Source organism: Noviluteimonas caseinilytica, from assembly GCF_018406605.1.
In the GTDB taxonomy this organism is placed as follows: domain Bacteria; phylum Pseudomonadota; class Gammaproteobacteria; order Xanthomonadales; family Xanthomonadaceae; genus Noviluteimonas; species Noviluteimonas caseinilytica.
Genome location: NZ_AP024545.1, coordinates 1,029,109 through 1,056,091, shown reverse-complemented (window position 1 = coordinate 1,056,091; position 26,983 = coordinate 1,029,109). Strand labels below are relative to the sequence as shown.

General features: G+C 68.6%; 25 protein-coding genes and 2 pseudogenes. 21 read left to right on the top strand and 6 right to left on the bottom strand.

Annotated features, from left to right (window positions below):
* Positions 1 to 187 precede the first annotated feature (187 nt).
* The 4 genes from LYSCAS_RS05270 to LYSCAS_RS05255 all read left to right on the top strand — a co-directional run bounded on the left by LYSCAS_RS05270 (position 188) and on the right by LYSCAS_RS05255 (position 4,477).
* On the top strand, positions 188 to 2,164 hold the full coding sequence (locus LYSCAS_RS05270) for a M1 family metallopeptidase (RefSeq protein WP_244858670.1): 1,977 nt from the start codon (positions 188 to 190) through the stop codon (positions 2,162 to 2,164).
* A gap of 4 nt (positions 2,165 to 2,168) precedes the next feature.
* Complete coding sequence (locus tag LYSCAS_RS05265) at positions 2,169 to 3,140, top strand: alpha/beta fold hydrolase (protein ID WP_213436403.1); 972 nt, start codon at positions 2,169 to 2,171, stop codon at positions 3,138 to 3,140.
* Positions 3,137 to 3,862: a hypothetical protein gene (locus LYSCAS_RS05260; protein WP_213436401.1), complete on the top strand. Its 726-nt coding sequence runs from the start codon at positions 3,137 to 3,139 to the stop codon at positions 3,860 to 3,862. Before LYSCAS_RS05265 ends, LYSCAS_RS05260 begins: the two co-directional genes overlap by 4 nt.
* A 147-nt stretch (positions 3,863 to 4,009) precedes the next feature.
* On the top strand, positions 4,010 to 4,477 hold the full coding sequence (locus LYSCAS_RS05255) for an aminoacyl-tRNA deacylase (protein WP_213436399.1): 468 nt from the start codon (positions 4,010 to 4,012) through the stop codon (positions 4,475 to 4,477).
* On the opposite strand, the gene LYSCAS_RS05250 is transcribed toward LYSCAS_RS05255, so the two are convergent.
* Positions 4,454 to 4,720 (bottom strand): hypothetical protein, encoded by a 267-nt coding sequence (locus LYSCAS_RS05250; protein ID WP_213436397.1) that lies wholly within the window; start codon positions 4,718 to 4,720, stop codon positions 4,454 to 4,456. The genes LYSCAS_RS05255 and LYSCAS_RS05250 overlap by 24 nt on opposite strands.
* A 6-nt stretch (positions 4,721 to 4,726) precedes the next feature.
* Entirely contained in the window at positions 4,727 to 5,662 is a 936-nt protein-coding gene (locus LYSCAS_RS05245) for a carbohydrate kinase family protein (RefSeq protein ID WP_213436395.1), read from the bottom strand.
* 213 nt (positions 5,663 to 5,875) lie between these two features.
* Between LYSCAS_RS05245 and LYSCAS_RS05240 the strand changes: the two genes are divergently transcribed.
* The 8 genes and pseudogenes from LYSCAS_RS05240 (at position 5,876) to LYSCAS_RS05205 (ending at position 15,425) form a co-directional block, all read left to right on the top strand.
* Positions 5,876 to 6,922 carry a rod shape-determining protein gene (locus LYSCAS_RS05240; protein ID WP_213436393.1) on the top strand — a complete coding sequence of 349 codons (1,047 nt, stop codon included), beginning with the start codon at positions 5,876 to 5,878 and terminating at the stop codon, positions 6,920 to 6,922.
* 30 nt (positions 6,923 to 6,952) lie between these two features.
* Positions 6,953 to 7,978 (top strand): rod shape-determining protein MreC, encoded by a 1,026-nt coding sequence (gene mreC / locus LYSCAS_RS05235; RefSeq protein WP_213436391.1) that lies wholly within the window; start codon positions 6,953 to 6,955, stop codon positions 7,976 to 7,978.
* Complete coding sequence (gene mreD, locus LYSCAS_RS05230; protein ID WP_213436389.1) at positions 7,975 to 8,460, top strand: rod shape-determining protein MreD; 486 nt, start codon at positions 7,975 to 7,977, stop codon at positions 8,458 to 8,460. Before mreC ends, mreD begins: the two co-directional genes overlap by 4 nt.
* A gap of 4 nt (positions 8,461 to 8,464) precedes the next feature.
* On the top strand, positions 8,465 to 10,420 hold the full coding sequence (mrdA, locus tag LYSCAS_RS05225) for a penicillin-binding protein 2 (protein WP_213436387.1): 1,956 nt from the start codon (positions 8,465 to 8,467) through the stop codon (positions 10,418 to 10,420).
* Positions 10,417 to 11,529: a rod shape-determining protein RodA gene (rodA, locus tag LYSCAS_RS05220; protein WP_213436385.1), complete on the top strand. Its 1,113-nt coding sequence runs from the start codon at positions 10,417 to 10,419 to the stop codon at positions 11,527 to 11,529. The genes mrdA and rodA overlap by 4 nt, the downstream gene beginning before the upstream one ends.
* 55 nt (positions 11,530 to 11,584) lie before the next feature.
* A pseudogene (gene mltB, locus LYSCAS_RS05215) lies at positions 11,585 to 12,706 on the top strand (lytic murein transglycosylase B); the annotation flags it as partial.
* Between the two features lie 101 nt (positions 12,707 to 12,807).
* A complete protein-coding gene (locus LYSCAS_RS05210) occupies positions 12,808 to 14,088 on the top strand; it encodes a septal ring lytic transglycosylase RlpA family protein (RefSeq protein ID WP_213436381.1) in 1,281 nt (426 codons plus the stop codon).
* Between the two features lie 125 nt (positions 14,089 to 14,213).
* Entirely contained in the window at positions 14,214 to 15,425 is a 1,212-nt protein-coding gene (locus LYSCAS_RS05205; RefSeq protein WP_213436379.1) for a D-alanyl-D-alanine carboxypeptidase family protein, read from the top strand.
* A gap of 177 nt (positions 15,426 to 15,602) precedes the next feature.
* Here LYSCAS_RS05205 and LYSCAS_RS05200 read toward each other — a convergent pair whose 3' ends face one another.
* Positions 15,603 to 16,013: a winged helix-turn-helix domain-containing protein gene (locus LYSCAS_RS05200; RefSeq protein WP_213436377.1), complete on the bottom strand. Its 411-nt coding sequence runs from the start codon at positions 16,011 to 16,013 to the stop codon at positions 15,603 to 15,605.
* Positions 16,014 to 16,150: 137 nt separating this feature from the next.
* Between LYSCAS_RS05200 and LYSCAS_RS05195 the strand changes: the two genes are divergently transcribed.
* From LYSCAS_RS05195 to LYSCAS_RS05175, 5 genes are all read left to right on the top strand, one after another.
* Entirely contained in the window at positions 16,151 to 16,429 is a 279-nt protein-coding gene (locus tag LYSCAS_RS05195) for a DUF493 family protein (protein ID WP_213436375.1), read from the top strand.
* Positions 16,417 to 17,088, top strand: a complete 672-nt coding sequence (lipB, locus tag LYSCAS_RS05190; RefSeq protein ID WP_213436373.1) for a lipoyl(octanoyl) transferase LipB — start codon at positions 16,417 to 16,419, stop codon at positions 17,086 to 17,088. The genes LYSCAS_RS05195 and lipB overlap by 13 nt, the downstream gene beginning before the upstream one ends.
* On the top strand, positions 17,085 to 18,083 hold the full coding sequence (gene lipA / locus LYSCAS_RS05185) for a lipoyl synthase (RefSeq protein ID WP_213436371.1): 999 nt from the start codon (positions 17,085 to 17,087) through the stop codon (positions 18,081 to 18,083). Before lipB ends, lipA begins: the two co-directional genes overlap by 4 nt.
* A 189-nt stretch (positions 18,084 to 18,272) precedes the next feature.
* Complete coding sequence (locus LYSCAS_RS05180) at positions 18,273 to 20,462, top strand: carboxy terminal-processing peptidase (protein WP_213436369.1); 2,190 nt, start codon at positions 18,273 to 18,275, stop codon at positions 20,460 to 20,462.
* A gap of 65 nt (positions 20,463 to 20,527) precedes the next feature.
* Positions 20,528 to 21,397 carry a methylated-DNA--[protein]-cysteine S-methyltransferase gene (locus LYSCAS_RS05175; protein WP_213436367.1) on the top strand — a complete coding sequence of 290 codons (870 nt, stop codon included), beginning with the start codon at positions 20,528 to 20,530 and terminating at the stop codon, positions 21,395 to 21,397.
* Positions 21,398 to 21,413: 16 nt separating this feature from the next.
* Here the strand turns inward: LYSCAS_RS05175 and LYSCAS_RS05170 are convergent, their stop codons facing one another.
* On the bottom strand, positions 21,414 to 21,908 hold the full coding sequence (locus LYSCAS_RS05170; RefSeq protein ID WP_213436365.1) for an Lrp/AsnC family transcriptional regulator: 495 nt from the start codon (positions 21,906 to 21,908) through the stop codon (positions 21,414 to 21,416).
* An 87-nt stretch (positions 21,909 to 21,995) separates the two neighbouring features.
* Here LYSCAS_RS05170 and LYSCAS_RS05165 point away from each other — a divergent pair, with 87 nt between their 5' ends.
* The 4 genes and pseudogenes from LYSCAS_RS05165 to LYSCAS_RS05150 all read left to right on the top strand — a co-directional run bounded on the left by LYSCAS_RS05165 (position 21,996) and on the right by LYSCAS_RS05150 (position 24,632).
* Positions 21,996 to 22,487: a DinB family protein gene (locus LYSCAS_RS05165; RefSeq protein ID WP_213436363.1), complete on the top strand. Its 492-nt coding sequence runs from the start codon at positions 21,996 to 21,998 to the stop codon at positions 22,485 to 22,487.
* Positions 22,484 to 23,362: pseudogene (gene yedA, locus LYSCAS_RS05160) on the top strand (drug/metabolite exporter YedA); the annotation flags it as partial. The gene LYSCAS_RS05165 and the pseudogene yedA, both read left to right, overlap by 4 nt.
* Before the next feature lie 65 nt (positions 23,363 to 23,427).
* Positions 23,428 to 24,369, top strand: a complete 942-nt coding sequence (gene rarD / locus LYSCAS_RS05155) for an EamA family transporter RarD (RefSeq protein WP_213436359.1) — start codon at positions 23,428 to 23,430, stop codon at positions 24,367 to 24,369.
* A gap of 11 nt (positions 24,370 to 24,380) precedes the next feature.
* Positions 24,381 to 24,632, top strand: a complete 252-nt coding sequence (locus tag LYSCAS_RS05150) for a DUF1272 domain-containing protein (protein ID WP_213436357.1) — start codon at positions 24,381 to 24,383, stop codon at positions 24,630 to 24,632.
* 3 nt (positions 24,633 to 24,635) lie between these two features.
* Here the strand turns inward: LYSCAS_RS05150 and LYSCAS_RS05145 are convergent, their stop codons facing one another.
* Both LYSCAS_RS05145 and LYSCAS_RS05140 read right to left on the bottom strand, forming a co-directional pair.
* Positions 24,636 to 25,562, bottom strand: coding sequence for a hypothetical protein (locus LYSCAS_RS05145; RefSeq protein ID WP_213436355.1), 927 nt, complete (start codon positions 25,560 to 25,562; stop codon positions 24,636 to 24,638).
* Between the two features lie 100 nt (positions 25,563 to 25,662).
* Positions 25,663 to 26,979 (bottom strand): ABC transporter permease, encoded by a 1,317-nt coding sequence (locus LYSCAS_RS05140; protein WP_213436353.1) that lies wholly within the window; start codon positions 26,977 to 26,979, stop codon positions 25,663 to 25,665.
* Between the last annotated feature and the right edge of the window lie 4 nt (positions 26,980 to 26,983).

Below are 26,983 nucleotides of genomic sequence, written 5' to 3'. Positions count from 1 at the left end.
CGACCCCGGACTGTGCCGGACTGGGCGTCTTCGAATCGTCATCGCCCCCTGGGTTCCCTGATCGGGGCGGGCCCGCACCAACACAAGGGGGTCGGTTCAGGGACGGACCGCACGCGCCGGCCTCGCGCGCCGCCGATTACACTCGGCCCCCTTTCGTCCCACACCCGGTTCCGAGGATCCCCTGCCCATGCGCCACCCGAATGCCGTGCTGACCATGACCGCCCTGGCCCTCGCCACCACGCTGGCCCTGGGCGCCTGCAAGCGCACCGAAACGCCGGCCGCCCCGGCCGCTTCGGCCACCGCCGCTTCCGCCGCCACCACCCAAGCCCCCGCGCAGGTCGCCGCCGTGAACGACGAACACTCCTACGCGCAGCCGGACAAGGTGCGCACCACCGACCTCGCGCTGGACCTGGCGGTCGACTTCGACAAGAAGACGCTGTCCGGCACCTCGACATACACCCTAGACTGGATCGATCCGGCCGCCACGCAGCTCGTCCTCGACACGCGCGACCTCACGATCGCCAAGATCGAAGGGCAGGGCGCCGACGGCCAGTGGGCGCCGCTGCAGTTCGCGCTCGCCGAAGCCGACAAGACCCTCGGCAGCAAGCTGACGATCGAAACGCCGAACCGCCCGAAGCAGGTCCGCATCACGTACACGACGTCGCCGAACGCCTCGGGCCTGCAGTGGCTCGAGCCGTCGATGACGGCGGGCAAGCAGCAGCCCTTCATGTTCAGCCAGTCGCAGCAGATCCACGCGCGTTCGTGGGTGCCGCTGCAGGACACGCCGATGGTGCGCTTCACGTATTCGGCGCACGTCACCGCGCCGAAGAACGCGATGGTGCTGATGAGCGCGGACAACGATCCGAAGGCCGCGCGCGACGGCGACTACACCTTCAAGATGCCGCAGAAGATCCCGTCGTACCTGCTTGCGATCGCGGCGGGCGACCTGGTGTTCCAGCCGATCACCGGCAACGCCGGCGTGTGGGCCGAGCCGTCGGTGGTGAAGTCGGCGGCGAAGGAATTCGACGACACCGGCAAGATGATCTCCACCGCCGAAGGCCTGTACGGCCCGTACCGCTGGGGCCGCTACGACATCCTCGTGCTGCCGCCCTCGTTCCCGTACGGCGGCATGGAAAACCCGCGCCTCACCTTCGCCACGCCCACCGTGATCGTCGGCGACAAGTCGCTCGTCTCGCTGGTCGCGCATGAACTGGCGCACAGCTGGTCGGGCAACCTGGTGACGTTCTCCACAGCGAAGGACGCGTGGTTGAACGAAGGCGTCACCAGCTACGTCGAGAACCGCATCGTCGAAGCGCTGTACGGCAAGGAACGCGCCGACATGGAGCGCGTCATCGCGCGCAACGAGCTGAAGGGCGAGTTCAACGATTCGAACAAGGCGTTGCAGCAGCTCGCGGTGAAGCCCGGCACGCTGCACGATCCCGACGACAACCTCAGCTCCACGGTCTACACGAAGGGCGCGTGGTTCATGCAGTTCCTGGAAGACCGCATCGGCCGCAAGGATTTCGATGCGTTCCTGCGCGGCTACTTCGACCACTTCGCGTTCCAGTCGATTTCGTCGGAGCAGTTCCGCGAGTACGCCAAGGCCAACCTGCTCGACAAGTACCCGGGCAAGGTGACGCAGGACGAGTTCGATGCGTGGCTGTACCAGCCGGGCGTGCCGACGACGGCGCCGCAGGTGGCCTCGCCGCGCTTCGATGCGGTCGATGCCTCGCGCAAGGCGTGGCTGGAAGACGGCACGCTGCCGGCGAAGGACGCCACCGCGAAGTGGACCACGCAGGAATGGGTGCACTTCATCGAAGGCATGCCGGAGACGCTCAACACCAAGCAGCTCGCCGAACTCGACGCCGCGTACAAGTTCACCGGCACGCCGAACGCCGAGATCGCGCAGCGCTGGTATCCGCTCGCCGTGCGCAGCGGTTACACGCAGGCCAACGATGCGATCGCCGCGTTCCTGGAGAAGATCGGCCGTCGCAAGCTGATCATGCCGACGTACAACGCGCTGGTGAAAACGCCGGAAGGCCTGAAGCTCGCCGAAGCGGTGTTCGCGAAGGCGAAGCCGGGCTACCACCCGATCACCACGGGTTCGGTGCAGGGCGTGATCGACGCGGCGAAGGCCGCGCCGCAGGAAGCACCGAAGCAGTAAGCCAATGCGCTTGCGCAACAAGCTCGCAATCGCGGCCGCCCTCGTGGCGGCCGCATTGCTTGTGGTCGTTGCGTGGATTGCGTACGACACCGACGTGCTGGTGCGTGGGGAATTCGCGCGCCAGTTGCACGCCGCGGGATTGACGAAGCAAACGCGCACCGTCGCCGGCCATCGCTGGGTGTACGCCGAACGCGCCGGCAGCGATGCGAATGCGCCCACGCTCGTCCTCGTCCATGGCTTCACCGGCAGCAAGGAAAACTTCTACCCGCTGGCACGCGCGCTCGATAGTCGCTATCGCCTGGTGATTCCCGATCTCCCCGGCTGGGGCGAAAGCGAACGCCTCCCGCGCGAAAACTACGGTTACCTCGCGCAAAGCGAGCGCCTCGCCGCGTTCATTCATGCCGTGTCGTCCGACAAGCCCGTCGTGCTCGTCGGCCATTCGATGGGCGGCGGCATCGTCGCGCTCGTCGCGGCCGGTCATCCCGAACGCGTCTCGCGCGTCGCGCTGCTCGACGCCTCCGGCGTGCGCTTCAAGGACAACCGCTTCGGCGAACAAGTCCTCGCTGGCCACAACCCGTTCGGCGTGCACGATCGCAAGAGCCTCGACGGTTACCTGCACATCCTCTTCCACGACGAAGCCAAGCAGCCCGGCATCCCGTGGCCCGCCGACACCGCGTACATCGCGCGCCGCACGCACGACGCGGCGTTCGAACAATCGGTGCTCGATCACATCGGCCGCGGCCCCGAACGCTTCCTCCCCGGCGACGAAGCCGCGCGCATCCGCCAGCCCGCGTTGCTGCTGTGGTGCCGGCAGGACCAGGTGATCGATCCCAGCGCGCTCGCGCTGTACGCTGCGCGCATCCCGCAGGCGCGGCGCGTCATGCTCGACGGCTGCGGACACATGTCGCTGGTGGAACGGCCCGACGCCGTCGCGGCCGCCATTCAATCGCTCATTGCAGAAGGTCGCCCACGATGACTGCTCGCACGCTCCCGTTGTTCATCGCCATCGCCCTGCTCGCCGCGTGTGGCCCGAAAGAGGATCCGCAGGCCGCCGCGCAAGCCGCCGCCGCGCAACAGGCGCAGGCCGAACAGGCCGCCGAAGCGCAGGCGAAGCAATTCGACGAAGCCTTCGCGAAGGAAGACTGGAAGGCCGCGCGCGGTTACGGCGACATCCTCGAACTCGACCATCCGCAATCGGCCGCCGCCAAGCGCATCCACGACAAGTTGCTGGAAGCGAAGACGCGGATCGCCGCGCAGGACGAGCAACGTCGCATGGCCGCGTTGTGGGCCTACCAGACGCAACCGGCGAAGGGCGGCAACCAGGTGTCGGCCGCGTTGTATTCGAAGGATGAAGTCGACACCGACGGCAAGGGCAAGCACCCCGTGCGCCTGATCTTCCGTGACCATCCCGAGTGGGGCCGCAGCGCCTACCTCGTGCTCGAAGCGGGCGACTTCAATTGCTACGCCGGGTGCAAGGTGAAGGTGCGCGTCGACGACGAGGCGCCGAAGACGTTCACGGGCGATCGTCCGAAGACCGACGAGGCCATCGCCATGTTCATCAAGAACGAAGGCGCCCTGTGGCGCCTGGCGAAAACGGCGAAGAACCTGACCATCGAATTCCCCGTGAAGGCCGGCGGCACGCGCACCGCGGTGTTCGTGACCGGGGGCGTGGACGCCACGAAGATGCCGAAGTGGTAACGCGCGGGTTGCCGACGAACGCTCACGCCATCTGAGCGCCCCGGGCGTACAGTCGCGTCACCCCACGGCGCGACGCAGGACGCGCGCGCAGTCCACCCGCGACGTCACGCCCCACGGGACGGAGGCCGGCGCCGAGCGGAGGCGACCATGCTGTCACCGCGCCTGCATAACTTCCTGGACCAGGAACACACGCCCTACACGACGCTGACGCACAGCCGCACCGTCACCGCGGACGAAACCGCGCACGCCACGCACCTGAGCCGGCAGCTGTTCGCCAAGACCGTGATGCTGAAGGTCGATGGCGCGCTCGCGATGATGGTGATGCCGGCCGCGTATCGCATCGACCTGGTGCGCCTGTCGCGCGCGCTCGGCGGCCCGGTCGTCGAACTCGCCGAAGAAACCGACTTCAAGGACGCCTTCCCCGACTGCGAGACCGGTGCGATGCCGCCCTTCGGCCATCTCTACGGCATGCCGGTGTACGTGGATTCGCGCCTGGCGGGGCAACCGGACATCGCGTTCAACGCCGGCACGCACACCGATGCGGTGCGCATGCCGTACGCGGAATTCGAACGCCTCGCGAAGCCCGAGCTGCTATGGCTCGCGCACGTCATGTGAATCGACGTCGCCCTTCGGGGCGGGCGGGGGCGCGTCGTCGCCGAAGACCGTGAGCGCCGCCAATGCGGCGCCCACCAGCCCGCATTTCCACCAGCCGCCGTCGAACACCAGCCATGACCAGGTCTCGTGCGGCGAACAATACCGGCGACCTGCAGGCGCGCAAAAGCGCGACACCATGTTGCATGCGAGGAAGAGCACGATCGGCGTCAGCCACCAGCGCGACAGTCCGATCTTTTCGCTCATCGCGTATTACAACGCGTAGCCGAACTGCTGCTTGAACTGTTCGGTGAACTCTTCGTGGTCGAAGCGCTGGTTCTGCGTGCCCGGATGCTCGACCTTCAGCGCGCCCATCAGGTTGCCGATGCGCCCGATCGTCATCCAGTCGTAGCCGCCCTTCTCGATGCCGAAGATCAGGCCGGCGCGGAACGCATCGCCGCAGCCCGTCGGATCGGTGACGCGGCGCTCGTGCGCCGGCGCGACGTCGTAGACCTTGCCCGGCGTGTGGATCTGCGCGCCCTGCGGGCCGCGCGTGCAGATGTAGGCCTTCACGCGCGAGACGATGTCCTTCTCGCTCCAGCCCGTGCGCTCCTGCAGCAGGTTGGACTCGTAGTCGTTCACGGTGACGTAGTCGGCCAGCTCGATGAAGTCGCGCAGCTCCTGCCCGTTGAACAGCGGCATGGCCTGGCCCGGATCGAAGATGAAGGGAATGCCGGCTTCGGCGAATTCCTTCGCGTTCTGCATCATCCCTTCGCGCCCGTCGGGGCTGACGATGCCGAACGTGACGCCCTTGACGTCCTTCACGTGGTTCTCGTACGACCGCATCATCGCGCCGGGATGGAAGGCGGTGATCTGGTTGTTGTCCAGGTCGGTCGTGATGAACGCCTGCGGCGTGAACAGCTCCTCGATCACCTTGACCTGGTCCAGGCGGATGCCCTGCTCGGTGAACCAGTCCTTGTACGGCCCGAAGTCCTGGCCCACGGTGGCCATCGGGATCGGATCGCCGCCCAGCAGCTTGAGGTTGTAGGCGATGTTGCCCGCGCAGCCGCCGAACTCGCGGCGCATGCGCGGCACCAGGAACGACACATTCAGGATGTGCACCTTGTCCGGGAGGATGTGGTTCTTGAACTGGTCGGGGAACACCATGATGGTGTCGTAGGCCAAGGAACCGCAGATCAACGCAGACATCGGGAACAGCCTCGGGTGTGGTCCGGGCCGGGGGCCCGCGGCCGCACAGGGTAGCGACCGGCGGGGCCCCAAGCCAGCGATCCTCGTGTTTTGCCCGAATTTCCCGGGGGAAAACGCGACGAGCGTGCTTGCTCGACCCCGTTGTTGAGTCTAGGCTAGCGACCCTCTGCTGCACCCTTTCCCCCGCACTTCTCTCCCAGGCGCCCCGCACGCATGTTCAAGTTCCTCGGCCGCTATTTCTCCAGCGATCTGTCCATCGACCTGGGCACGGCCAACACCCTCATCTACGTCCGCGGACAGGGCATCGTGCTGAACGAGCCGTCCGTGGTCGCCGTGCGCCAGGACCGGTTGGTCGGCGGGCAGAAGTCCGTGGCCGCCGTCGGCGCCGAAGCCAAGCAGATGCTGGGCCGCACGCCGGGCCACATCACCACCATCCGCCCGATGAAGGATGGCGTCATCGCCGACTTCACCTACACGGAAGAAATGCTCAAGCACTTCATCCGCAAGGTGCACAAGTCGCGCCTGATGCGCCCCAGCCCGCGCGTGCTGGTCTGCGTGCCCTGCGGCTCCACCCAGGTCGAGCGCCGCGCGATCAAGGAATCGGCCGAAGAAGCCGGTGCCCGCGAGGTGTACCTGATCGAAGAACCCATGGCGGCCGCGATCGGCGCCGGCATGCCGGTCACCGAGGCGCGCGGTTCGATGGTGGTCGACATCGGCGGCGGCACCACGGAAGTGGCGGTCATCGCGCTGAACGGCATCGTCTACTCGCAGTCCGTGCGCATCGGCGGCGACCGCTTCGACGAAGCGATCATCGCCTACGTCCGCCGCACGCAGGGCATGCTGATCGGCGACGCCACGGCCGAGCGCATCAAGCTCGAGATCGGCTGCGCCTACCCGCAGAAGGACGTCCGCACGCTGGAGATCTCCGGTCGCCACCTCGCCGAAGGCGTGCCGAAGATGATCACCATCACCTCCAACGAAGTGCTCGAAGCCCTGCGCGAACCGCTCGCCGGCATCGTGGCCGCGGTGAAGCAGGCGCTGGAACAGACCCCGCCGGAACTGTGCGCCGACGTCGCCGAGCGCGGCATCGTGCTCACCGGTGGCGGCGCGCTGCTGCGCGACCTGGACCGCCTGTTGAGCGAAGAAACTGGTCTGCACGTGCAGGTCGCCGACGATCCGCTCACCTGCGTCGCCCGTGGCGGCGGTCGTGCGCTCGAGTTGGTCGACATGCACGGCAACGAATTCTTCGCCCCGGAATAAGAAAGACCACCCAGCCGCGAGCCCCGCACCGTGCCCGCCTACGCCGGACCTGCCGCCGCCCGACCGGGCGACATTGCCGGCACGCTCAAGTTGCTGGCGTACCTCGGGCTCGCGTGCGTGCTGATCGTGCTCGACCACCGCGGCGGCTGGCTCACGCGCGGGCGTGAGCAGGCCCAGGTGTTCGTGCAGCCGCTGTGGGCGGTCGCGGGCTGGCCGGGCAAGGTCGTGGATTCCATCAGCGACGACGCCGGCACCCGCAGCTCGCTGATCGCCGAGAACCGCCGCTTGCGCAACGCCCTCCTCGTGAGCGGCGCGCGCATCGCGCGCCTGCAGGCCGCCACGGCGGATAACGAACGCATGCGCGGCCTGCTCGGCGCCGTCGAACGCGGCGGCCTCGACGTGCAGCTCGCCCCCGTCCTCGACATCGACCTCGATCCCACGCGCCAGCGCTTGGTGCTCGATGCCGGCGCTGGCGACGGCGTGCGCGTCGGCCAGGTCGTCATCGATGCGGGCGGTGTCGTCGGCCAGATCATTTCCGTCAACGCGATGCACGCCACCGCGCTGCTGCTCACCGATCCCGACCACGCGCTCCCCGTTGCCGTGCTGCGCAACGGCGTGCGCCTCGTGGCGTACGGCACGGGTCGCACCGATCGCCTCACGCTCGCGAGCATCCCGTTGTCGAGCGACGTGAAAGTGGGCGATGTCGTCGTCACCTCGGGTCTTGGCGAACGCTTCCCCGCCGGCTTCCCGGTGGGCACGATCTCCGCGCTGCGGCCCGACGAAAGCCGCGCGTTCCTGGTCGGCGACGTGAAGCCCGCCGCGCAATTCGATCGCGGCCGCGACGTGCTGCTGCTGCGCAGCGCACCGCAACGGCCGGTGATCGGGCCCGCGCCGGACACGACGTCCGCGCTCGCCCCGTCGGTCAGCGTCGCGCCGCCCGCCAGCGTGCGCACGACCCCTGCGGTGAAAACAGCCGCCGCGACGACCGCTGCGACGCCGCCGGCCGCCGCCACCACCACGGCGCGCGCGCCCCGCATCGAGGCCCCGCGCCCATGAGCCGCGAACGCGCCGCGTGGGTGTTGCCCGTCAGCCTGCTGGTCGCACTGGTGCTCGCGCTGTTGCCGATGCCCGCGAGCCTCGCGCCACTGCGCCCGTATTTCCTCGGCCTGGCGGTGGCGTACTGGGTGCTCGAAGAACCCGACAAAGTCGGCCTGGGCTTCGCGTTCTCGATGGGCCTGCTGGCCGACCTCGTCGTCGGCGGCCTGTTCGGCGAACAGGCCCTGCGCCTGACGATCCTCGCCTTCATCCTGCAGCGCTTCCGCGCACGCCTGCGCTTCTTCCCGATGTCGCAACAGGCGCTTGCGATCGGCGCGTTGCTGTTCAACGATCGCATCGTCGCCAGCGCCGTGCACGTGGCGCTCGGCGAACCTGCCTTCCCGCTGCTTGCGTGGGTGTCGCCCGTGATCGGCATGTTGCTGTGGGCGCCGATGTTCCTGCTCTTCGACACGTTGCGGTTGCGCACGTGGCGCCATCGTTGACGCCATGGGTCCGCGCCGCCGCCATCTGAAGAATGCGGCTGCCGAAGGGCAGCAGTTCCGGCGACGCGCGATCATCGCCTTCCTCGCCGTGCTCGGCGCGCTCGGCGGCCTGGCGAGCTGGTACTTCCGCCTGCAGGTGGTCGAGCACGCCGAATACGCCACGCGCTCGGAAGCCAACCGCATCAAGCCGCGTCCGGTGGTGCCGGGCCGCGGGCTGATCCTGGATCGCAAGGGCCGCGTGCTCGCCGACAACGTGCCCGCGTACCGCCTCGACGTCGTGCCCGACCAGGCCGGCGACATCAAGCAGACGATCGCCGCGCTCTCGCACGTCGTCGCGCTCTCGCAGGAAGACCTCGAACGCTTCGAACAACAGCGTCGCGCCGCGCGCGGGTTCCGCGCCGTCACGCTCAAGCTGCGCGTCGGCGAAGAAGAAGCCGCGCGCTTCGCGGTGGATCGCTGGCGCTTCCCCGGCGTCGAACTCGTCCCCTACCTCAACCGCCGCTACCCCTACGGTCCGTTGCTCGCGCACGTGATCGGCTACGTCGGCCGCATCGACGAAGCGGACCTGGCGAAGATGGGCGAGGTGGACGCCGCGCTCACGCACACCGGCAAGACGGGCCTGGAGCGCTATTACGAAGACGCGCTGCGCGGCAAGGTCGGCTACGAAAAGATCGAGACCAACGTGGAAGGCCGCGCGCTGCGCCGCCTCGGCTCCGTGCCCGCCACGCCCGGCGCGGACCTGAAACTCTCGATCGACCTCGACCTGCAACGCGCGATGGTCGCCGCCTTCGGCGAGAACGACGGCTCCGCCGTTGCAATCGATCCGCGCACCGGCGAAATCCTCGCGATGGTGAGCCTGCCGTCGTACGACCCCAACCTGTTCGTCAACGGCATCTCGCACAAGGATTACGCGTCGCTGATGGGCGACATGTCGCGGCCGCTGTTCAACCGCAACGTGCTGGGCGGCGGCCCGCCGGGCTCGACGGTGAAGCCGCTGATCGCGCTCGCCGGCCTCGACAGCGGCCTGCGCACGCCCGAAGACAAGGTGTTCTCGACCGGCGAATTCCACATCCCCGGCCAGAAGCGCGGCTATCGCGACGCACACGGCGGCGCGGGCTGGACCGATCTACGCAAGTCCATCGCCGCGTCGGTGAACTTCTACTACTACAAGCTCGCCTACGAGATGGGCATCACCCGCTTCGACCAGTACATGCGCAAGTACGGGTTCGGCGCGCCGACGGGCATCGACCTGGCGGGCGAAACCTCGGGCGTGGTGCCGTCGCCGGAATGGAAGGCCAAGCGTTCGAAGGACGGCTGGTATCCGGGCGAAACCGTCATCTCGGGCATCGGCCAGGGGTATTGGGTCGCCACCACGCTGCAGCTCGCGCGCGGCGTCGCGGCCATCGCCAACGGCGGCAACCTGTTGCGCCCGCATCTGGTCGCTTCGCGCCGCGACGGCTACGACACGCCGTGGGCGCCGTTGCCGCAGCCCGCGCCGTTCCGCATCACCGACAACCCCGCGCACCTGCGCGCGGTGCAGGAAGGCATGATGGGCACGATGCAGCCGGGCGGCACGGGCTACAGCCTCGTGCGCGGCGCGCCGTACCTGATGGCCGGCAAGACGGGCACCGCGCAGAACACCAGCCGCCGCGGCAACGTCAGCGTCGACCCGCACCACCTGCCGCTTTCGCTACGCCACCAGGCCTTGTTCGTCGGCTACGCGCCCGCGGACAACCCGACGATCGCGGTCGCGGTGATGGTCGAACACGGTGGCTTCGGTGCGAGCACCGCGGGCCCGATCGCACGCAAGATCTTCGACGCGTGGCTGCTCGGCACGATGCCCGAAGGCGTGCCGATGCCGACCGGTCCGCAGGATCCGAACGCACAACCCGACGTCGAACCCGCCCCCGAAGGCGCGCCGCCCGCCGTCGCCGCGGCCACGCCCGGAGTCACGCATTGAACGCGTTGCTGCGCTGGCTGTTCGACCTGCTGGTGCGCATGTTGCGCACTGTGGACTTGCCGCTGCTCGGCGCGTTGCTCGCGCTGATGGGCATCGGCCTGGCCGTGTTGTACAGCGCCGGCGCGGAAACCCCGCACCTGGTGATGGCGCAGGGCGCGCGCTTCGCCGTGGGCCTGGTCGCGATGTGGGGACTGTCGCGCATCCCGCCGACGCGCCTGCGGCACTGGTCGCCGCTCGTCTACGGCGTGTCGCTGCTGCCGCTGCTGCTGGTGCTCGCGATCGGGCAGGGCAAGCACGGCAACCACTGGATCAACCTGGGCTTCTTCTATTTCCAGCCCTCGGAAGTGATCAAGCTGAGTTTGCCGATGATGCTGGCGTGGTTCCTGCAGCGCGAACCGCTGCCGCCGAACTTCCGCGTCGTCGTCGCCTCCGGCGTGCTGATCGCGGTGCCGTTCGGGCTGATCCTGCTGCAGCCGGACTTCGGCACCGGCATGCTCGTCGCCTCGAGCGGCGTGTTCGCGCTGTTCCTCGCGGGGCTGTCGTGGTGGTGGTTCGGCGCGGCGGTGGCGGGCGTGTCGGCGGTGGCGCCGGTCGCGTGGCTCTTCATGCTGCGGCCGTACCAGAAGGACCGCATCCTCACCTTCCTCAATCCCGAATCCGATCCGCTCGGCGCGGGCTGGAACATCATCCAGTCGAAGATCGCCATCGGCGCCGGCGGCATGACCGGCAAGGGCTGGGGGCAGGGCAGCCAGTCGCACCTGGATTACCTGCCCGAGCACACCACGGATTTCATCTTCGCGGTGCTGAGCGAAGAGTTCGGCTGGATCGGCGTGGCCACGGTGCTGGCGCTGTACCTGTTCGTGATCGGCCGGTGCCTGTGGATCGCGGCCGAAGCCCGCGATGGTTACGCGCGCCTGCTCGCCGGCTCGCTGGGGCTGGCGTTCTTCGTGTACGTGATCGTCAACGGCGGGATGATCTCGGGGATGCTCCCGGTGGTGGGCGTGCCGATGCCGCTCCTGAGTTATGGCGGCACCTCGGCGGTCTCGCTGCTCGCGGGCCTGGGCCTGGTGATGGCCGTCGGCGCGCATCGCCCGCGGCACGGCGGATGAACCACGCGCAATCAAGGGTTTGCGCGAGCAACTAAAAGCAGTACATTCCGGCCAGATGACGAAACGCGCACCCACACGGGCCGTCGTCCTGCTTCCGCTGGCGCTCGCCGCCTGCGCAACGCAGGCACCGCCCACAGCTTCCCCCGTTGCGACGCCCGCGACCACGCGGCCCGCTCCCGCAACGACCGTCCCTTCGACGCCGGCCGCACCGATCCCGCCGCAACTGCGCGACATCAGCGTCGCGCGCGCGCAGTTCGTGCGCGACACCGCGGCGAAGTACGGCATCGATCCGGCGTACATCGAAGCCACGCTCGCGAAGGCCACCATCCGCGACGGCGTGATCGCCGCGATGTCGCGCCCGGCCGAAGCGAAACCCTGGCGCGATTACCGCCCGATCTTCATCACCCAGGCGCGCATCGACGGCGGCAAGGCGTTCATCGCCGCCAACGCCGATGCGCTCGCACGCAGCGAAGCGCGCTTCGGCGTGCCGCGCGAGATCGTCACCGCGATCATCGGCGTGGAAACCAGCTACGGCGGCAACAAGGGCAGCTATCCGGTCATCGATGCGCTCTACACGCTCGCGTTCAACTATCCGCGCACCGGCGATCCGGCGAAGGCCGCGCGCGAGGACACGCGCGAAGCGTTCTTCCGCGACGAACTCGGCCAGCTGTTCGCGCTCGGCAAGGAAACCGGCATGGATGTCGCCACCCTGCGCGGCAGCTATGCCGGCGCGATGGGGTGGGGCCAGTTCATGCCGTCCAGCTATCGCCAGTTCGCCGTCGACGGCGATGGCGATGGCAAGCGCGACCTGTTCAACAACATCGATGACGTCGTGGAATCGGTGGCCAACTACTTCGTGCAGAAGGGAGGTTGGGTGCGCGGCGGCCCGGTGATGGCGCCGACGCTGCGCGATGTGGCGTTCACCGACTACAACGCCGAGTCGCTCGATGCGTTCCAGCCCGTCGTGTCGTTCGCGCCGAAGGGCTATCGCCCCGCGATTACCGTGGCGGCGGACACGCCTGCGCAGATCTTGCGCCTGGATGGCGCAGGCGGCACCGAATACTGGATGGTGTTCAACAACTTCCGCGCGATCACGAAATACAACACGTCGCGCCTGTACGCGACCGCGGTGTACCAGCTCGCCGAATCGATCGCGGGCCGCGATGCGCAGGTGGCGCAGGCCACCGCGCAGGCGACGGTGCCGACGCCGATGACCATGCCGATGTCTCCCGCCACCCCCGCCGCGCCCGTCGCCACGCCTGCCGGAGCAACCCCGCCATGAAACGCATGCTGCCGGCGCTGGCCCTCTTCCTTGCCGCCTGCAGCAGTGCGCCGCCCAAAGCGTCGGCCCCGCCGCCGACGCCGGTCGCCACGCGTGCATCCCACGGCGATGCGAAACCCGCGACGCGCCGTTCGCCGTATGCGCCCGCGCAGGAAGACCTGTCGAAGCGCGGCAACTACACCGCCGGCGGCTTGTACGCGCCGGAGATCGCCGACAGCGCGCCGGATGAAATCCCCGACGTCGACCAGATCCCCGAACCCGAAGTCCGCGCCGAACCGCGTTCGCGTTACGGCAACCGCGATTACGACGTGCTCGGCAAGCACTACCACGTGCTCGACGATCCGTCGGGTTACGTCGAGACCGGCCTGGCGTCGTTTTACGGCAACAAGTTCCATGGCCGCCGCACGTCGTCGCTCGAGGTGTACGACATGTACGCGTTCAGCGCGGCGCACAAGACGTTGCCGCTGCCGTCGTTCGCGCGCGTGACCAATCTCGCGAACGGGAAGTCGGTGATCGTGCGCGTCAACGATCGCGGGCCGTTCCACGACGGGCGCGTCATCGACCTGAGTTACGCCGCCGCGGTGAAGCTGGGCGTGCATCGCGCCGGCACCGCGCGCGTGGAAGTGCGTGCGCTCACCGTCGACGATCGCGGCCCCGACATGCGCATGGCCGCAGCGCCTGCGGTTGTCGCGCCTGCCGTCGTCGCGCCGCCGGTGCCCGCACCGCCGAGCGCGCTCGATCGCGTCGTCGCCGCCTTGCCGATCGCCAGCGCCGAAGCCGGCGAACGCAAACCCGCCGCAAAGGAAGTCCAGCCCGCGCCGCCCGGCCCGTGGCGCTTCGACATGAAGCAGGACGGGAAGGCGATGACCGCCGACGAGTTCGATGCCTGGATGAAAGCGCGCCGCGTGCGCGTGGCCACGGGCAAGTCGGGCGAGCCCGATGCTGCACGCGACGCCCCGGCCCCCGTTCGCCAGGACGCGCCGCGCGTAGTCGAACGCGCGCCGTCGAAACCCGCCGCCGCGCCTGCCACGCCATCGGCCGGCGGCGACGCCGTCGTCCTCCAGGTCGCCAGCTTCGCGGCCCGCGGCAACGCCGAACGCGCGCTGGCGATGCTCGAAGGCGCCGGCATCCGCGGTGCGCGCCTGATGGATGCCGTCGCCTCGGGCAAGCCGGTCTGGCGCCTGCGCGTGGGCCCGGTCGCGTCCGATCGCGTGTCGGAACTCAGCGCCACCGTCGCCGGTCTGGGCTTCGGCCGTCCCAACATCGTGCGCGACTAACGAAATCTTTCGAGGCTTTCGGGCCGGTCGCCACTAGAATTCGTCGTCGCTTCAAACCCTGCGTCCCTTTTTCTGCCCGCGCCGCGCCCTCGCGCCCGGGCCTGTCCCCCGGAGTTGCCGTACCGATGAACCTTCGTCCCGTCGCCGCCCTCGCGCTCGCCGCCCTTGCCACCACCACGCTCGGGATCGCGATCGCGCAGACACCCGCGCCGGCCAAGCCCGCCGCACCCGCCGCGCTGAGCGATGCGCTGCCCGTGCCGCCGCCGCCGGCCGTGAGCGCGAAAGCCTGGGTGCTGATGGATTACGCCACCGGCCAGGTGCTGGCGGGCGAGCATTACGACGATCGCGTCGAACCGGCCAGCATCACCAAGGTGATGACCAGCTACGTCGTCGCCGCGGAAATGAAGTCGGGCAAGGTCAAGGCCAACGACCCGGTGATGATGAGCGAGCACGCGTGGCGCGAAGGCGGCGCCGGCACCGAAGGCAGCTACAGCGGCTTCGAAGTGAACAAGACCGCGCCGCTGGTCGAGATGGAAAAGGGCATGGTGATCCAGTCCGGCAACGACGCGGCGATCGCGCTCGCCGAACACGTCGCCGGCAGCGAAGACGCCTTCGCCTCGCTGATGAATGCCTACGGCAAGCGCATCGGCCTGAAGAACTCGCACTGGGTGAATCCGCACGGCCTGTCCGCGCCGGAGCACTACACCACCGCGCACGACCTCGCGCTGCTCGGCCGCGCGATGATCCGCGACTATCCCGAGTCGTACGCGTACAACAAGATCAAGGAATACACGGTCGGCCCGATCACGCAGCAGAACCGCAACCTGCTGCTGTGGCGCGACCCGTCGGTCGACGGCATCAAGACCGGCCACCACAGCGGCGCCGGCTACTGCCTGATGGCCTCGGCCAAGCGCGGCGACCAGCGCCTGATTTCCGTCGTCATGGGCGACACCAGCGAGAACCAGCGCGCGGTGGATTCGCAGGCGCTGCTCAACTGGGGTTTCCGCTTCTACGAAACGCACCGCCTGTACGAAGGCAGCAAGGCGATTTCGAAGCAGAAGGTGTGGAAGGGCGCCGCCGACGAAGTGCAGCTGGGCCTGGCCGAACCGATGCTCGTGAGCACGCCGCGCGGTAAGTACGCCCAGCTCAAGCCGAGCATGGAACTCCCGAAGACGCTCGTCGCCCCGATCGCGAAGGGCCAGAAGATCGGCACCGTGAAGGTGATGCTGGACGGCAAGGTGATCGCGCAGCGTCCGCTGGTGGCGCTCAATGCGGTGGAAGAAGGTGGCTTCTTCAAGCGCATGTGGGATGAGCTGATGATGTGGTGGAACAGCTGAGGCGCTAAAGGCAACGCCCGGCGGGACTCGGGGGTACGAGGATCCCGCCAGGCGTGCCACGCCCGCCCGGCCACGCATCCTGCGCAGCCGGGTGGACGCAACCGCCGCGACCGATGCGCGCGGCGGGACAGTGGCACGGCATCGCGCCTGCGCCATTCCAATCGTTTGACGATTGCGTTATCGCGGTTCTTCCCAGGCGCCCGCGATTTCCCATCCGTGCGGTGTCGCCAGCGTGCGCGCGACGCGCACTTCCTCCACCACGTCGGCGGCCCAGCGGAATCCGTAGCTCGGCACCGTGCGAATGACGCGCTGCGCCTGCCCGTTGTCGCCGAGCGCGCGCCGCGCACGCAGGACCACCTGCGCCAGTTGTGCATCGGAGACGTCGGGGCGGCCGAACACCGCGCGGACGAGTTCGTCGCGGCCCACCGCGCGATCGCGATGGGCGATCAGGTGGAGCAGGCACGTGAACACCCGTGCGGGCAAGGGCCGGTGCACGTCGTCGCACAGCAGTTCGCGGCGCGCGGGATCGAGGACGCAGGCGCCGAATCGGAAGCGGGCGGCCGGCGCATTGGGGTTCGGGGTGTGCATCGCACGAGGGGGAGCCCGCAGGAAGCGGCCGATCATAGGGGCGTGAAGGGCGCCACGCCCGCGAAATAATTAAACGCGCCGGGGCTGGCGCGCGCAGGGTTGGGTTCGCCCGGCCCCGGACCCATAATCGCCGGGCCATGGACATCAACTCCGACAATCCCGAGCACGGCTTCCAGTTCCCCGGCACCTTCGAGCTTTCGGCGATGGGCGCGGCCGACAAGGACCTGCAGGCCGAATTGCCGAAACTGCTGATCGACGCCGGCATCGACGTCGTGCACGAGTCGGTCAGCTGGAAGCATTCCTCCAACGGCAAGTACGTGTCGGTGCGCATCGCCTTCCGCGCGGAAAACCGCGCGCAGTACGACGCCGCGCACGCGGCCCTGCGCACCCATCCCGAAGTGAAGTGGACGCTGTAGTCGCGCCGCCCGAGTTGCGCGAGGCGCTGGTCCGCGACCTCGGCCGCCGCGCGTACGAACCGGTCTGGCGCGCCATGCAGGCCTTCACCGATGCGCGCACCGACGACACGCCGGATGAAATCTGGCTCGTCGAACACGATCCCGTCTTCACCCTCGGCCAGGCCGGCAAGCCCGAACACGTGCTGATGCCGGGCGACATCCCGGTCCTCCACGTCGACCGCGGCGGCCAGGTCACCTACCACGGCCCCGGCCAGATCGTGGCCTACCCGCTGCTCGACCTGAAGCGCCTGAAAGTGGGCGTGCGCGAATACGTGCACCGCATCGAGCAGGCCATCATCGACACGCTCGGCGACTGGAACATCCACGCCGTGCGCCGCGACGGCGCCCCGGGCGTCTACGTCAACGACGCCAAGGTCGCCGCGCTCGGCATCCGCGTGCGCCGCGGCTGCACCTTCCACGGCCTGGCCTTCAACATCGCGATGGACCTGAAACCCTTCCACCGCATCAATCCCTGCGGCTACGCCGGCCTGCAGGTGACCTCGATGGCGGACCTGGGCGGTCCTTCCAGCCTGGACGCGGTGAAAACGCGGCTGCTGGAACACCTCGCCGTACAATTCGGCCTGCATCCTTCGCCGGCCGCCCCCGAGCCCTTCGCATGAGCGACACCAAGTCCATCCCGCTGACCGTCATCGCCGACGCGCCGTCGCTCACGCCGGGCGCAAAGCAAGTCGCGGGCGACAAGATCGGCCGCTCGCCGGTGCAGTTCGCCGACGCGCCCGTGCTGCGCAAGCCCTCGTGGATCCGCGTGCGCATCCCGTCCGGGAATTCGGTGGCCAACCTCAAGGCCAAGCTGCGCGAAAACCGCCTGGTCACCGTGTGCGAGGAAGCCAGCTGCCCGAACATCCACGAGTGCTTCGGACACGGCACCGCGACGTTCATGATCCTCGGCGACGTGTGCACGCGCCGCTGCTCGTTCTGCGACGTGGCCCACGGCCGCCCGAAGCCGCCGGATCCGAGCGAACCGATCCACCTGGCGACCACCATCGCCGACATGGGCCTGAAGTACGTCGTGATCACCTCGGTCGATCGCGACGACCTGCGCGACGGCGGCGCCCAGCACTTCGTCGACTGCATCAACGAAGTCCGCACGCACAGCCCGCGCACGAAGATCGAAATCCTCACGCCCGACTTCCGCGGCAAGGGCCGCATGGAACGCGCGCTGGACATCCTGGCCACCAACCCGCCGGACGTCTTCAACCACAACGTGGAAACCGTCCCGGACCTGTATCCGAACGTGAGGCCGGGTGCGGATTACGCCTGGTCGCTCACGCTGCTGAAGAAGTTCAAGGCACAGCACCCGGAAGTCGCCACCAAGTCCGGGATCATGCTGGGCCTGGGCGAAACCCTGGAGCAGGTGCAGGGCACGCTGCGCGACCTGCGCGCGCACGACGTCGACATGGTGACCATCGGCCAGTACCTGCAGCCGAGCGCGCACCACCACCCGGTGCTGCGTTACTGGACGCCCGATGAGTTCAAGGCGTTCGAGGACTACGGCATGTCGCTGGGCTTCACGCACGTCGCGTCGGGCCCGCTGGTACGGTCGTCGTACCACGCCGATCGCCAAGCGGCCGACGCGGGCTTCGTGGCCGCCTGAACGGGATGCGGGATTTAACGAATCCCGAATCCCCGTCCCCGAATCCCCGCATATAAACGCTGGCGTCCCGGAGAAACTTTCGGCACTGTCGGGGCGTCGATGGCGGTCGCAGTCTGGTCCCGCACCGTCGTCGTCCCCATCTCCGCAATGCCCCTCATTCGGCCCGCCCCACCGGGCCCGGAAGCGCCCATGAAGCTCAGCTCCACCCTGCCTGTCCTGACCCTCGCCTTCGCACTCACGGCGCCGATCGCGCTGCTGGCGCGCGCCGACCACGACACCAGCGCTTTGCCGGCCGGTGCCACCGCGAGCCAGTCCACGACCGCCAAGGTCGTGTACGGCATCCTGTCCGACAGCCGCTACGCCTATCGCCCGCGCGCGCTGGACGATGCGTTGTCGCAGGAAATCTTCCGGCGCTACCTGGAATCGCTCGACCCGGGCAAGTTGTTCTACACCGCGCAGGACATCGCCAAGTTCCAGCCGTACACGACGAAGCTCGACGACGCCATCAAGGCGGGCGACCTGCAGGCGCCGTACGCCATGTTCGCCGTGTACAAGCAGCGCGTGACCGAACGCGTCGCCGCCGCGCGCGCGCAGCTGAAGACCGGCGATTTCAACTTCGCCGGCAACGATCGCTACGACTACGACCGCAAGGACGCGCCGTGGGCCGACGCGGCCGCGCTCGACACGATGTGGAAGCAGTCGGTGCGCAACGACTGGCTGCGCCTGAAGCTCGCCGGCAAGTCGCCGGACGAGATCCGCAAGACGCTCGACAAGCGTTACGCCAACATGCTGGGTTCGGTCACCGACCTCAACGGCGAGGATGTCTTCCAGACGTTCCTCAACGCGTACGCAGGCTCGATCGATCCGCACACCGATTACTTCGATCCGCGCACCGCGGAAAACTTCAACATGCAGATGTCGCTGTCGCTGGAAGGCATCGGCGCGGTGCTGCAGAAGCAGGACGAAGTCGTGGTGATCCGCGAGATCGTGCCCGGTGGTCCGGCCGCGCGAAGCGGCAAGCTCAAGCCGGGCGATCGCATCGTCGCGGTCGGGCAGGGCACGTCGGGCGAAATGAAGGACGTGGTGGGCTGGCGCATCGATGATGTCGTCGACCAGATCCGCGGCGCCAAGAACACCCCCGTGCGCCTCGACATGGTCCCCGCCGAATCGCCCGCCGACGCCAAGCCCACGCGCCTGGTGCTGGTGCGCGACAAGATCCGCCTGGAAGAACAGGCCGCCAAGGCGCAGACGATCACCGTGCCGGGCACCGGCGGTGCGGCGCCGCGCAAGATCGGCGTCATCAAACTGCCGGCGTTCTACCAGGACTTCGAAGGCCGTCGCCGCAACGCCACCGATTACGCGTCGGCCACGCGCGACGTCGGTCGCCTGCTCGCGCAGCTGAAGGTGCAGAAGGTCGATGGCGTCGTGCTCGACCTGCGCAACAACGGCGGTGGTTCGCTGACCGAAGCCGTCGAACTCACCGGCTTGTTCATCGACAAGGGCCCGGTCGTGCAGGTGCGCGAATCCGGCGGCCGCGTGCAGGTGGAAGACGACGAACAGTCCGGCGTTGCGTGGGACGGCCCGCTCGCGGTGCTGATCAACCGTGGTTCGGCCTCGGCGTCGGAAATCTTCGCCGGCGCGATCCAGGACTACGGCCGCGGCCTCGTCATCGGCGAGACCACCTTCGGCAAGGGCACCGTGCAGAACCTGATGGACCTGGACCGCTGGCCGGAGAAGGAAGGCAGCGATTTCGGCCAGATCAAGCTCACCATCGCCCAGTTCTTCCGCGTCAGTGGTGGCAGCACGCAGCACAAGGGCGTCGTCCCGGACATCCGGTTCCCGGTGACCGTCGACGCGAGCGAATTCGGCGAAAGCACCTACGACAACGCCTTGCCGTGGACGCGCATCGCCGCCGTGCAGCACACGCAGTACGGCAATTTCGCACCGCTGCTGCCGCGCCTGGATGCGATGCACGCCGCGCGCGTGGCGAAGGACAAGGAGTTCCAGTGGTGGTCGGAGGACGTCGCGCAGTTCCGCGAGGAGAACGCGAAGAAGTCCGTCTCGCTCAACGAAGCCGCCCGCCGTACCGAGCGCGATACGTTCGAAGCCAAGCGCAAGTCGCGCCAGGCCGAGCGCAAGGCGCTGGGGCTGCCGCTGGATCCGTTCGCCGCCGATCCCAGCGACGACGGCCTCCAGGCCAGCGAGCGCAACATCGCCGAAGACGCCAAGCGCGAGAAGCTGGAAGAGAAGCGTCCGGATCCGCTGCTGCGCGAATCCGCCGCGATCCTCGCCGATGCCCTCACCCTGCTCAACGGCGATCGCAAGCTGTCGCAGCAGGTGCTGCCGGCGGCGCGCGAACAGGGCCACTGGTCGGAGTAACCCGACACGGCCCCGGGCAAGAATCGGATAGCGGGCGCCCAAGGGCGCCCGTTATCGTTTCCGACATGGACAAGCACATCGCCAACGACGCCGCCCCCACCGCCGCTTCCGCCACCACCGAGATCGCGGTGAAGCTGGAGCACGTGCGCCACCTGCTCGACGACGGCGAGCATTCGCTCGAGTCCCTCGCCGAAGCAGTGGGCCTGAGCGCCTCGCACCTGCAGCGCACGTTCACCGCGCGCTTCGGCATCAGCCCCGCGCAATACCTGGCACAGCGCAAGCTCGGCACGCTCAAGGCCGCGTTGCGCGGCGGCGACGACGTCAGCGGTGCCCTGTACGACGCGGGCTACGGTTCGCCGTCGCGCGTGTACGAAGGCGGGGCCGCGCGCCTCGGCATGACGCCGGCCCGCTATCGCGCGGGCGGCGCGGGCGAACGCATCCGCTGGAGCCTCGTCGACACGGCGCTCGGCCAGGCGCTGGTCGCCACCACCGAGCGCGGCATCTGCATGGTGGAACTCGGCGCGGACGGCACGGCGCTGGAAGCGACGTTGCAGGCGGAATTCCCGCGCGCGCAGCTGGAGCGCGTGGACGCGGGCCGCGACGAATTCCTCGCACCGCGCGTGCGCGCCGTGGCCGAAGTGCTGGCGGGCAAGCGCGCCAACGTCGATGTCGACCTGCTCGGCACCGCGTTCCAGAAGAAAGTGTGGGATGCGCTGATGAAGATCCCGCGCGGCGAAACCCGCAGCTACGCCGCGCTCGCCGACGCGCTGGGCCAGCCGCGCGGCGCGCGTGCGATCGCGCGCGCCTGCGCCACCAACCGCATCGCCATCGTCGTGCCGTGCCATCGCGTGGTGCGCGGCGACGGCTCCCTCGGCGGGTATCGCTGGGGCTTGCCGCTCAAGCAGGCGCTGCTGCAGCGCGAGCGTGCTGCGTAGCGACTGCGCGGTACGGTCACTTCTTGCGGCGTGCCGCGGGCGGGCGGGTCGGCAGGTGCAATCCCAGCTTGATCGGTTCGAACACCATGCGCGTCTCGTAGCGCTTCAGCGTTTCGTCGCTGCCGAACAGCCGCTCCGCCACTTCGCGCGTGTGCGGCAAGCCGGTGGTGGCCAGGATCACCAGGTAATCCCACTCGCCCGCCAGCACGTAGCACTGCTGCACTTCCGGCGCGCTGCGCATGCGCGCGTAGAAGGCGGCATGGTGCCGCGCGGATTCGCGTTCCAGCGCCACCAGCACCGCCGCCAGCGTCACGTTGCCGAGCATCGCGGGATTCAGCACGGCCACCTGCCGCATCAATCCGGATTCGCGATACCGCTTGATGCGCCGCTGCACCGCGCTGGCGGACAGGCCCACCGCGTCGCCGAGCGCGGACAGCGTGGCGTCAGCGTCGCGTTGCAGCAGTTCCAGCAGCCGGTGGTCGAACTCGTCGAGGGCGAGGGGGGCAGACATGGCGCCTCCTTGGCGTGTGCAAGATTCTTGCGCCAATGCGCACGAATTTTCAAACGCAATGCTGGACGTCTCGCTAGGCTGTCGCCCATGCAGGACCCCACCCTCGCGGCCCTCGTGCGCTTCCCGCAGGAATTGCGCGCGCACTACGCCGTCATCCCCGAATCCCGCGCCGATTTCGTCCCGGCGTCCTGGGAAGGCTGCCCGAGCGAACGCTTCGGCCCGCTCGCGCAGCTGTGGCACGTGCACGACATCGAGCGCGAGGGTTACCACGTGCGCTTCCGTCGCACGTTGCAGGAAGCCACGCCGCTGCTCGCCGACATCGACAGCTACGCGCTCGCCGATGCGCGTGGCCAACGCGGCACGGCGGCGCAGGCGCTGGCCGACTTCGCCCAGGCGCGCGCGGAAACGATCGCGCTGCTCACCGCCTTGTCGCCCGCCGACTTCGCGCGCCCCGCGCACTTCGACGGCTACGGCCCCACCACGCTGCGCGGATTGATGCACTTCCTGTGCAGCCACGACCAGCAACACCTCGCGGGCCTGCAATGGCTCGCCGGCCAGATCGAGAGCCCGACCCGATGAGCGCGTCCCCCATCAAGCCCGCGTCCGCCCTCGCCATCGGCCTCGCGCTCGCCGCGGTGTACGTGTTGTGGGGATCGACGTACCTCGCCATCCGCTTCGCGCTGCAGGGCTATCCCCCGTTCCTGCTCGCCGCGATCCGCATGGCGCTGGCCGGTTCGCTGATGTACGCCGTGCTGCGCTTCCGCGGCACGCCGCCGCCGACGCGCAAGCAATGGATCGTGCTCGCGAAGCTCTCGATCTTCATGGTCGTGCTGTCCAACGCGATGGTGAACCTGGCGGAGACGCAGGTCGGCTCCGGCCTCGCCGCGATCGCGGTCGCGTCGATGCCGTTGTTCGCCGGCGTGTTCGCGATGCTGCGCGGCCGCCATCCCACGCGCATGGAATGGGCGGGGCTGGTGATCGGTTTCCTCGGCGTGATCTGGCTCGGCATCGGCGGAGAACTCTCCGGTTCGCCGCTCGGCCTGGTCTGCCTGATCATCGCGCCGCTCGCCTGGGCGTGGGGTTCGATCTGGAGCCGCGACCAGGACCTGCCGGAACCCTTCATGGCCGCCGCGGGCCAGATGCTCGCCGGCACCTTGTGGCTCGTGCTCGCCGCGCTGCTGCACGGCGAACGCATCACCACGATGCCGAGTGCGAGCGCGACCGCCGCGATGCTGTACCTCGTCGTCGCCGGTTCGATCTTCGGCTTCACCGCCTACATCTGGCTGCTGCACCACGTGCGGCCCGCGCTCGCCACCAGCTATGCGTACGTCAACCCGCCGCTCGCGGTGCTGATCGGCGCGCTGATCGGCGGCGAAGTGTTCACCCAGCACGACCTCGGCGCGATGGCGGTGATCCTGGTCGGCGTGGTGTTGATCACGCTGGCGAAGGCGCGCAGCGCGACGCCCGCGAAACCCGCGCGCGAGACCAACGTCGACGCCCCCGCCGAAGAGCCCGTCGCATGACCAACCCCGGCCTCGACCGCCGCGGCCTGCTGATCGCCGTCGGTTCCTTCCTGCTGTGGGGCGTGATGCCGCTGTGGTGGCACATGCTGAAGGACGTGCCGTCGCTGCAGATCGTGCTGCACCGGATTGCGTGGAGCGCGGTGATCGTCGGCGCCTACCTCACCTGGACGCAGGGCCGCGGCTGGCTGCGCGCCGCGCTCGCGAAACCGCGCGTGTGGTGGATGCTCGGGCTGAGCGGCCTGCTGATCGGGTTCAACTGGGGCCTGTACATCTGGGCCGTCAACGCGGGGCACGTCGTCGAATCGAGCCTCGGGTACTTCATCAATCCGCTGCTCAACGTGTTGCTGGGCGTCGTGCTGCTGCGCGAGCGCCTCGGCCGTGCGCAGTGGGTGTCGGTCGCGATCGCCACCGTCGGTGTTGCGTGGCTGACGTTGCGCTTCGGCCAGTTGCCGTGGATCGCGCTCGCGCTCGCCGCGTCGTTCGCGCTGTATGGCCTGATCCGCAAGCTCGCGTCGGTCGAATCGATCCCGGGCCTCGGCGTCGAAGGCGCGTACCTGCTGCTGCCGGCCATCGTGTTGCTCGGCTGGAGCCAATGGCACGGGCAGGGCGGCTTCTTCGTGGCGCAATCCGCCGGCGGTTACGGCGCGTGGACCAGCGTGCTGCTGATCGTCAGCGGTGCGCTTACCGCGCTGCCGCTGGTGGGCTTCGCGTACGCCGTGCGGCGCGTGCCGTTGTCGGTCGTCGGCCTGCTGCAGTACGTCGCGCCGACGATGCAGTTCCTGATCGGCGTGTTCGTCTTCCACGAAGCCTTCGACCGCGACCGCGCGATCGGGTTCGCCTTCATCTGGATCGCGCTGGCGATCTTCGCCATCGATGGCGTGCTGCGCTCGCGCCGCACCAGCGCGCCCACCATTGCGGCGGCGCCCGCCACCCGCTAAGGATTCCGCGAATGCTGCAGATGCGCCCGAACTGCGAATGCTGCGACAAGGACCTGCCGCCCGACGCGCACGACGCGCTGATCTGTTCGTTCGAATGCACGTTCTGCGCCGACTGCGCCACCGGCGTGCTCAAGGGCCGGTGCCCGAACTGCGGCGGGACGTTCGCGCCGCGGCCCAGGCGCGCGGCGCATCTGCTGGTGAAGTATCCGGCGTCGACGGAGCGGGTGCGCAAGCCGGATGGATGCGCGGCGGCAAGCGCCTGATGATCAGTGCGTGACCTTGATCACCAGCGCCACGAGCACCAGCGCGAACACGAATGCATTCCATAGCCAGGTCTTGCGTTGCGTTCGCTTCGCATGGACGGCGGCTTCTTCCAGTGCGGCATCGCCCTCGCGCTCCAGCACGGCGACGCGCGCCATCGCATCGCGCACCTGCGCAGGATCGCTCGAGCGCAGGGCCTGCTCGATGTCGGCCTGGCGCTGTGCGAATTCCAGCATCACATCGACCTGCCGGTCATCCATGCCCGCGCGCCATAGCATGGCCAGCGGCGGCTGCACCTGTTCGCGGAAATGCAGCACCGCGGCGTGGATGACCGCGGGCGCCTTGTCGAGCGAGTCCATCGAGAGATTGAATTCGCCGTAGCGGGGCTGCTGCGTGCGCCAGCGGCGTTTCAGCAGGCGCACGCGCCAGGGCGCGCCGTCCAGGTAGCGTGCCGGCTTGCGCAGCAGCAGTTCCAGCTGGTTGAGCTCGCCGTTCTTCACTTGGCGCACGGTCCACGCGATCGCCAGGATCTCCGTCCACGGAATGCGGCCCAGGTTGACGCAATACAGCCCGCGCGCGTCCATCGACAACATCGGTTCGTTGCGCACGATGCGCGGGATGCTCGCGAGCATCCACGCCAGCAGCGCGATGCCCGTCGACATGACGACGACGGCGCCGATCCATGTCCCGGTGCGCGTCATCACGTACGCGCCCCATCCCAGCATGACGAGCGCAATGCCGAGCACCAGCAGCGCCACGACGTTGACCCAGCGACGGCTGCGCGCCTCGAAACGCTGCGCATTCGCCAGCGCGGCGATCGATGCCGCGTTCCGGATTGCGGCGCTTGCCTTCGCCCTGCGCTGCAAGCGGAAAATCGCGAACACCGCGCCCAGCGCGCACACAACGACCAGCACCCCGCCCCAATCCTGCATTCGTCAACGCTCCCCGATCCCGTCGCGGATCGTACCGGCAATCCGCACCGCAAAAGAAAACGGGCGGCCGAGGCCGCCCGCTCTTCGACACGGTTTGCGATCAACCGGCGCGCAAGGCCTCCGTCACCGGGAGTCGCGCCGCCCGCAACGCCGGGAACAACCCACCGACCAACCCGATGCCCAGCGCCCACTTCAGTCCCGTCCACAGCAACTGCGGCGAGACGCGGAACTGGAACACCACCTGGCTGAAGTTGTTGCCCAGCGTCGACACGGTGTGGCCGTTGAACACGACCCACGCGATCAGCGCGCCGATGATGCCGCCGACCAGCGCGAGCAGCATCGTTTCCAGCATCACCGCGGTGACGACCGGCACGCCGCGGAAGCCCAGCGCACGCATCGTCGCGATTTCGCGCGAGCGACCCGCGACGGCGGCGTACATCGAGTTGAGCGCACCGAAGATCGCGCCCACCGCCATGATCGAACCGATCACGATGCCGAGGACGGAGAGGAACTTCGTCAGGCCTTCCGACTGCTTGGCGTAGTAATCGTGCGTGGTCATCGCGTCGAGCTTCAGGCGCGGATCCGCGGCGAGGCCGGCGGACAACTGCTTGAAGCCGTTCTTGCCATCCAGCTTCACGGTCACTGACTGGAAGGCCTGGCGCTGGTACGCGGGGCCGAGCACGTCGACGTCCGCCCACAGTTCCGACTCGTTCGAATCGCCCGACTCGAACGCGCCCACCACCGTCCACACCTGGTTGGCCAGCTTGACCTGCTTGCCGACGTCGAGGTTGGCGAACTGCTTCTGCGCACCGCGACCGACCACCATCTCGCGCAGGCCCGGGCCGAACTTGCGGCCTTCCACGATCTTCAGCTTCGGACGCAACGCCCATGCCGCAGGACCCACGCCGCGGAACTGCACGTTGGTGTCGGTGCCGTCGGCCTTGCTCTGCAGGTTGACCACCTGCGAGAGCTCCGGCGACGAAACCGGCTGACCGTCGGCGCCGCGCGCGATGCCCGGCAGGCCGGAAATCAGCGGCACCTGGTCGCGCGTGATCACCGAGTTGGTCTCGGCTTGCGAACCGCCGCGCAGGATGATCGCGGTGTCGGTGCCGCCGGTGTTGGACAGCGTGGCCTTGAAGCCTTCGCCCATCGCGAGCATCGCCACCAGCACGCCGACCACGCCGGCGATGCCGATCACGATCACCGACGACGCACCCCAGCGTTGCGGCAAGCCCGCGATGCCGATGCGCGTGGCGGCGAGTGCGATCGCACCGCTACGCGTGAAGGCGAGCCACGCGGCGACCGCGACCGCGATCGCGAGCACGCCGAACCACGGCAGCATCGACCACACGACGAGCGCGGCGACCAGGGCCACGATCGTGAGCAGGCCGGAGAAGAAACGTTTCGACTTCGACATAGGA

Coding starts and splice junctions, on each gene's coding strand:
- LYSCAS_RS05270 (WP_244858670.1), top strand. CDS start 188: ATGCGCCACCCGAATGCCGTGCTGACCATGACCGCCCTGGCCCTCGCC.
- LYSCAS_RS05265 (WP_213436403.1), top strand. CDS start 2,169: ATGCGCTTGCGCAACAAGCTCGCAATCGCGGCCGCCCTCGTGGCGGCC.
- LYSCAS_RS05260 (WP_213436401.1), top strand. CDS start 3,137: ATGACTGCTCGCACGCTCCCGTTGTTCATCGCCATCGCCCTGCTCGCC.
- LYSCAS_RS05255 (WP_213436399.1), top strand. CDS start 4,010: ATGCTGTCACCGCGCCTGCATAACTTCCTGGACCAGGAACACACGCCC.
- LYSCAS_RS05250 (WP_213436397.1), bottom strand. CDS start 4,720: ATGAGCGAAAAGATCGGACTGTCGCGCTGGTGGCTGACGCCGATCGTG.
- LYSCAS_RS05245 (WP_213436395.1), bottom strand. CDS start 5,662: ATGTCTGCGTTGATCTGCGGTTCCTTGGCCTACGACACCATCATGGTG.
- LYSCAS_RS05240 (WP_213436393.1), top strand. CDS start 5,876: ATGTTCAAGTTCCTCGGCCGCTATTTCTCCAGCGATCTGTCCATCGAC.
- mreD (WP_213436389.1), top strand. CDS start 7,975: ATGAGCCGCGAACGCGCCGCGTGGGTGTTGCCCGTCAGCCTGCTGGTC.
- mrdA (WP_213436387.1), top strand. CDS start 8,465: ATGGGTCCGCGCCGCCGCCATCTGAAGAATGCGGCTGCCGAAGGGCAG.
- LYSCAS_RS05210 (WP_213436381.1), top strand. CDS start 12,808: ATGAAACGCATGCTGCCGGCGCTGGCCCTCTTCCTTGCCGCCTGCAGC.
- LYSCAS_RS05205 (WP_213436379.1), top strand. CDS start 14,214: ATGAACCTTCGTCCCGTCGCCGCCCTCGCGCTCGCCGCCCTTGCCACC.
- LYSCAS_RS05200 (WP_213436377.1), bottom strand. CDS start 16,013: ATGCACACCCCGAACCCCAATGCGCCGGCCGCCCGCTTCCGATTCGGC.
- LYSCAS_RS05195 (WP_213436375.1), top strand. CDS start 16,151: ATGGACATCAACTCCGACAATCCCGAGCACGGCTTCCAGTTCCCCGGC.
- lipA (WP_213436371.1), top strand. CDS start 17,085: ATGAGCGACACCAAGTCCATCCCGCTGACCGTCATCGCCGACGCGCCG.
- LYSCAS_RS05180 (WP_213436369.1), top strand. CDS start 18,273: ATGAAGCTCAGCTCCACCCTGCCTGTCCTGACCCTCGCCTTCGCACTC.
- LYSCAS_RS05175 (WP_213436367.1), top strand. CDS start 20,528: ATGGACAAGCACATCGCCAACGACGCCGCCCCCACCGCCGCTTCCGCC.
- LYSCAS_RS05170 (WP_213436365.1), bottom strand. CDS start 21,908: ATGTCTGCCCCCCTCGCCCTCGACGAGTTCGACCACCGGCTGCTGGAA.
- LYSCAS_RS05165 (WP_213436363.1), top strand. CDS start 21,996: ATGCAGGACCCCACCCTCGCGGCCCTCGTGCGCTTCCCGCAGGAATTG.
- rarD (WP_213436359.1), top strand. CDS start 23,428: ATGACCAACCCCGGCCTCGACCGCCGCGGCCTGCTGATCGCCGTCGGT.
- LYSCAS_RS05150 (WP_213436357.1), top strand. CDS start 24,381: ATGCTGCAGATGCGCCCGAACTGCGAATGCTGCGACAAGGACCTGCCG.
- LYSCAS_RS05145 (WP_213436355.1), bottom strand. CDS start 25,562: ATGCAGGATTGGGGCGGGGTGCTGGTCGTTGTGTGCGCGCTGGGCGCG.
- LYSCAS_RS05140 (WP_213436353.1), bottom strand. CDS start 26,979: ATGTCGAAGTCGAAACGTTTCTTCTCCGGCCTGCTCACGATCGTGGCC.